Origin of the sequence: uncultured Agitococcus sp., from assembly GCF_937920075.1 — a bacterium.
In the GTDB taxonomy this organism is placed as follows: domain Bacteria; phylum Pseudomonadota; class Gammaproteobacteria; order Pseudomonadales; family Moraxellaceae; genus Agitococcus.
The window spans coordinates 1-4,240 of sequence record NZ_CALETI010000455.1; the positions used below are offsets into that span (position 1 = coordinate 1).

General features: G+C 40.4%; 4 protein-coding genes and 1 pseudogene. 1 reads left to right on the top strand and 4 read right to left on the bottom strand.

Annotation, left to right across the window (positions count from 1 at the left end):
- Window positions 1-1,733: pseudogene (locus Q0212_RS15415) on the top strand (hypothetical protein); the annotation flags it as partial.
- A gap of 96 nt (window positions 1,734-1,829) precedes the next feature.
- On the opposite strand, the gene Q0212_RS15420 reads toward Q0212_RS15415, so the two are convergent.
- The 4 genes from Q0212_RS15420 to Q0212_RS15435 form a co-directional block, all read right to left on the bottom strand.
- On the bottom strand, window positions 1,830-2,579 hold the full coding sequence (locus Q0212_RS15420) for a hypothetical protein (protein WP_297927157.1): 750 nt from the start codon (window positions 2,577-2,579) through the stop codon (window positions 1,830-1,832).
- A gap of 146 nt (window positions 2,580-2,725) precedes the next feature.
- Entirely contained in the window at window positions 2,726-2,932 is a 207-nt protein-coding gene (locus Q0212_RS15425; RefSeq protein WP_297927159.1) for a hypothetical protein, read from the bottom strand.
- Window positions 2,933-3,066: 134 nt separating this feature from the next.
- On the bottom strand, window positions 3,067-3,261 hold the full coding sequence (locus tag Q0212_RS15430) for a hypothetical protein (RefSeq protein ID WP_297927161.1): 195 nt from the start codon (window positions 3,259-3,261) through the stop codon (window positions 3,067-3,069).
- Between the two features lie 109 nt (window positions 3,262-3,370).
- Window positions 3,371-4,183 (bottom strand): phosphoadenosine phosphosulfate reductase family protein, encoded by an 813-nt coding sequence (locus Q0212_RS15435; RefSeq protein WP_297927163.1) that lies wholly within the window; start codon window positions 4,181-4,183, stop codon window positions 3,371-3,373.
- Window positions 4,184-4,240: the final 57 nt, after the last annotated feature.

The following is a 4,240-nucleotide window of genomic DNA, read 5'->3' on the forward strand; positions in this document are numbered from 1 at the left end:
GTGTGGCTACAGACAACGGCGGCACTGTCATCAAGCCTACAAGCGTAAGCGGTGCAGGGCGGTGGCTTGCTGTTGATTCTATCAATGTTAATACATCACAGTTCGGTTGTGCTGGCGCGATTAACGACAACAGTGCATTCAGCTATGCTATTGTTTACGCTCAATCAGCTAATATCAAACTGACAATTGATAAACCGATTGTGATTTTAGGCTCAGCATGGACACCAATCACGCTAACAAATCACCTTTCACTAACAGGCGTTAACGCAAACAGCACGATTACAGTATCAGGCACTCAAGTCAATTTGTTTGTGCTTGCTGCGACTAAAGACTTCAAAATTAACGGCGTTATCTTTTCAAACATTGACACGCTATTTAGCACAAGCGGCGCATCAAACTACGGCACGATTGAACTAAACAAAGTAAAAGTCTCTAACAGTAAATCTGTTTGCGTGACGGGTGCTAATGACATTACGCTGTTTAAGCTAAAAGATTGCATCTTCGACACGTTTACGGGTTCAGCGTACTATGTCTTCGGCATGTCTGCTTACTTCAAGAGTGCAGTTGTCGAGGGCTGTCGGTTTACTAATCTAAACTCTACAACATCTAGCATGACTGCGCTATGTCTCGGCAGGACGCAATTAGTAGATCAGTTGTTGACGGGTAATTACATCATAACTGACAACTATTTCTACAACATCAATGCCGATGGCAATACGGCGGGTGAAGTCCATGCAATCCAGTTATACGGTGATACGGCTGTTATCTCAAACAACATCATTAAATCGCTTGATCGTATAAACGGTCGGCAATTGGGCGGTGTTGAAGGCATTTACACTAAAACGATTAACACGACAATTACGGGTAATGTGCTAGTAAACGCTGGTTTTGCCGAAGGCAATAAAGGCGCACAAATCAACGTAAAAGGCGCGCAAAGTATATCGGTTGGTACTAAACCGCTAGGTATTAACACGGTTGTTTCTAATAACGCGATTTATGCAACTGACACTGAACAGCGTAACGGTATTCGCGTCTCGTCTGATTATACGATTGTCAGCAATAACATCGTGTCAAATCATACAGGAAGCAACCCAATAGGCGTAGCGTGGTCAGATGGTGAAAACGCTGAAAACATTCTAATTACTGGCAATGTTGTCACTAAATGCATGTTTAGTGTGGGCATGATTTGGATAAATGTTACTGGAAAATGTATTGTTGTCACTAATAACCTGTTGAGTGGAATCGGGACTGGCAGCAATGCAAATGGCGTGGTAATGCTTGACGCAGAACGCACAACTAACACCAACAATCTGATTATCAACAACAACGTCATCGAAGGTGGAAATCTCGATGTCGGTATTTATATTGCTCTGGCTTCAACAAACGTGCTAAATGCAACAATTAAAGATAATAAAATTACAATTGATAGCGGCAGCACTACAGGTATTAGAACGCATTTATCACGCATTTTGTCTGGTGAGGTTGTCAATAATATCATGAAAGGTGTCACTGTTCCGTATTCCAACAAAGCCATTGATACTATGCGTTTTGTTGGAAACACGAACAACTACGCCAGTGTTGACGCTTACGCTGCTGCTCCGACAACAGGAACATGGGCGCGTGGTGAGTATGTCTATAACTCTGCACCTGCGGCAAGTGGAAATGTAGGCTGGATTTGTGTTACGGCAGGTACTCCTGGCACTTGGAAAACATGGGGAACTATTGGGGCGTAGTTGTGTTTAAGCGCGTAACTAAATCAACAAGTTACGCGCTATAAATCGGATTATACACACAAGCTGTGTGTATAATTATGAGTTAGAACCTTATTTTTATGCCGCCACGTTATAGCTTTTCTTAATAACGCCTTTCTCACTATTGCCAACAACACAAGCATTGACCCATATATTTCCGCTTTCTAAACGTCTAATATGCCCACGTCTTAGATGCTGTCTTGGGCTTTCGTGTGTGCCTGTTCTCGTACCAGTGCCTTGTTTTGCATTTACCTTAATCGTGAGTATGCGTTCTTCGTAAAGCGGTAACTTGCCTTTGTTAATGCGCCTTGCGTTTAGTGCTTTATCGCATTTTTGAATAATTGTCTGCTCAATATTTCTACATGACAGTGCCGTTAAAAAGTCGTTATATACGCACATACAAAATGTAGCAGCGTATTTGTGGTCATCATGTTCGGAATCAAAAGACCTGTTCAAATAAACAGGATCGCTTGATTTTTTGTCTTTTACACAAAATACATAAGGCAGGCTGTACCATCCTTTTTCCTCGCGCATTCCAAAAAAAACAAACCCAATATGAACATCCTCTTCAGGCTCATAATGCACTAAAATACCAAATTTATTTATCTCAGCACTGAACTGTAAAAAAATATTATCAAATGGAGGCCGATCAACGCTTTCAAAATCACAATTTCTTGATGAAAGCTTGGGGTCTATTGTTAAATAACCGCCATCTGGAAGATTGAAAATAACAGCATCTTTTAATGAGCGAATTATCGTCCTTAATTCATCTGGAGTATTTTCATTATCTGTAATTAAAATCTGTGCCGCATAGTTCTTTGCTTGCATAAAAATCTCCAAGTTCACTACGGTTCTAACTCACGCTTTAACAGTGACACCACCCCAGCCACTATCTAAGCATTAAAAATAAAAGTGATTCACTTGCACAGGCTTATAACGTGTGGGGTGGCGCACGTTAAGCTCAGTGTTAGATTTTATTGAATAGTACCTTTCTGCAACAAAGGCTCATTTGGGTACTTCATTCTCAGTATTTGCATTTTTAGCTCGTCACACTCAGCCTGTGAGTTTTTTAAATGTTCAGTGTATTTGTCAAGTACCTCAATCAATTCTTCTTTTTTCATTTCGTAGGTTTCGCCACGCTCCAGCATCATACCTTGTCCCATATAATAACCAGTCGCCATTTTCAGTCTCCAAACCTAACTCTCACTTCAAGCGCGATAAACACCCAGCCAATTATCGTGCTATTGCTTAAAGTGGGTTAGTCATTGTTTGGTTTGTTGTGGGTGTTTACGCCTTAAGTTAGGTAGTTATGCGGCTAGTCTGCCTCAAAGAATATTGCCCATTTTTCAACAGTTTCACTAAACATATCATTCACCTGCTCGGCATAATAAAACTCTTTGCCATTCCATTTTGCTACTTGATACCCAGTCTCGCTCCACTCAGGGCAATAACAAAGTAATGTTCTATTTCTTGGTGGAGTTACATCTCCAACATCAATCCACTCAATCATATCTACCTCTCATTAAATTAAAAGCCGCATAACTCTATATTCAAGCGGATAAAACCCCATGCGGCCAGTGTAAGCCTGCTATCTTTGGGTTTTACCGCTTAATATGTTGTTAGATATGGCACATCATACAAGGCGCATCAAACATATCGTCTTGCAATGTTTTGGTTTTTCGCTTTGTTTGCACCATTAAATCCAAATTTTTTCTTGCCCATTTTTGGCTAGTAAAAACATTCTTTTTGATTTCATGCGCTAATTGCACAACCTGAATACGTTGGTTTTTGCCAAAATCGTCATGCTCAAATGCTTTAGCTTTCCAAAAATCACCGCCTGCCAAACAAGGAAAACATCCAACTCTATCAAAGCCTTGCTTGTAAAGCGGATTTAATTCATCTCCCATAAACTCAAAAACATCATCAGTTGACCAATCGACAATCGGCAATCTAATCATTACGCCCAGCTTCTCTAAATACTGTGGATATTTAGATGGCATAAACAAATGAGGAGGCATCACATCATCACAAATTATGCCAGCATAGCGTTTTTCGCGCTGACTAGATTCGCCTGTTCTCATTCCATACCAAACCTCAAAACCTTGACCCTGTTCCTGTGCTAGTTTTTTATAAAACTCTTTGCCTACTTTTATTTTCAATTCATCAGTACAAAAACGAGCAGCATCACTTGGGAATCTTCCGTATTTTCTAACTAATGTCGTCACATCCCCATTATTTAGCTTTTCGATTTTTACTCCGTACATTTCGCCAATTTTATCAACGTGGGCATAAGTCAAAGGATGCTCAAACTTAGTATCACAAAACAACCCCAAAACTTCGCTTTTATCAAACTTCTGCAAAGCTAGTTTTAAACACGCTTGACTATCTTTGCCGCCACTAATCGGCACAACACATTTAATAATTGCGGCCATATCTAACTCCTGCATCAACAGCGACAAGTACCCAGCCGCTTACAATGCAAATTAAAA

Coding starts and splice junctions, on each gene's coding strand:
- Q0212_RS15420 (WP_297927157.1), bottom strand. CDS start 2,579: ATGCAAGCAAAGAACTATGCGGCACAGATTTTAATTACAGATAATGAA.
- Q0212_RS15425 (WP_297927159.1), bottom strand. CDS start 2,932: ATGGCGACTGGTTATTATATGGGACAAGGTATGATGCTGGAGCGTGGC.
- Q0212_RS15430 (WP_297927161.1), bottom strand. CDS start 3,261: ATGATTGAGTGGATTGATGTTGGAGATGTAACTCCACCAAGAAATAGA.
- Q0212_RS15435 (WP_297927163.1), bottom strand. CDS start 4,183: ATGGCCGCAATTATTAAATGTGTTGTGCCGATTAGTGGCGGCAAAGAT.